2 tRNA genes and 1 rRNA gene are annotated in these 585 nt (G+C 49.6%); all 3 read right to left on the minus strand.

The annotated features are described in order from the left end of the window. Positions 1-206: 206 nt before the first annotated feature. A tRNA-Ala gene (locus AC788_RS02240) sits at positions 207-282 on the minus strand. A 30-nt stretch (positions 283-312) separates the two neighbouring features. Continuing rightward, positions 313-389 (minus strand) — tRNA-Ile (locus AC788_RS02245). 81 nt (positions 390-470) lie between these two features. Continuing rightward, positions 471-585, minus strand: a 16S ribosomal RNA gene (locus AC788_RS02250); the annotation flags it as partial.

Below are 585 nucleotides of genomic sequence, written 5' to 3' on the forward strand. Positions count from 1 at the left end.
CATTCGCCGAAAATTCGCATTTACTCAAAGAGCAACTCACAAATTTTACCTTAGCCTGAACCTACACCAGTGAAAGTGTCTGTCCAGTCTATCTTTCTATCACATACCCAAATTTTTAAAGAACGATCTAATCAAAGACTAGAAATCAACATTCACCATCACCTGGATGGAATGCTCATTTCTAAGCTCTAACACAGAAGCAGTGGTGGTGGAGCCAAGCGGGATCGAACCGCTGACCTCCTGCGTGCAAGGCAGGCGCTCTCCCAGCTGAGCTATGGCCCCGTATTTCTACAGGCGTTTCCCACACAAAATTGGTGGGTCTGGGCAGATTCGAACTGCCGACCTCACCCTTATCAGGGGTGCGCTCTAACCAACTGAGCTACAGACCCAATTTCGGGCTGCTTCTATCGTCTTCTTCAATGAATCAAGCAATTCGTGTGGGAGCTCATGAGCCAGCCGTTGTCGTCGATTAAGGAGGTGATCCAGCCGCAGGTTCCCCTACGGCTACCTTGTTACGACTTCACCCCAGTCATGAATCACACCGTGGTAACCGTCCTCCCGAGGGTTAGACTAGCTACTTCTGGT

The sequence above is a fragment of the Pseudomonas sp. RIT-PI-a genome (assembly GCF_001187875.1).
GTDB classification, from domain to species: domain Bacteria; phylum Pseudomonadota; class Gammaproteobacteria; order Pseudomonadales; family Pseudomonadaceae; genus Aquipseudomonas; species Aquipseudomonas coleopterorum.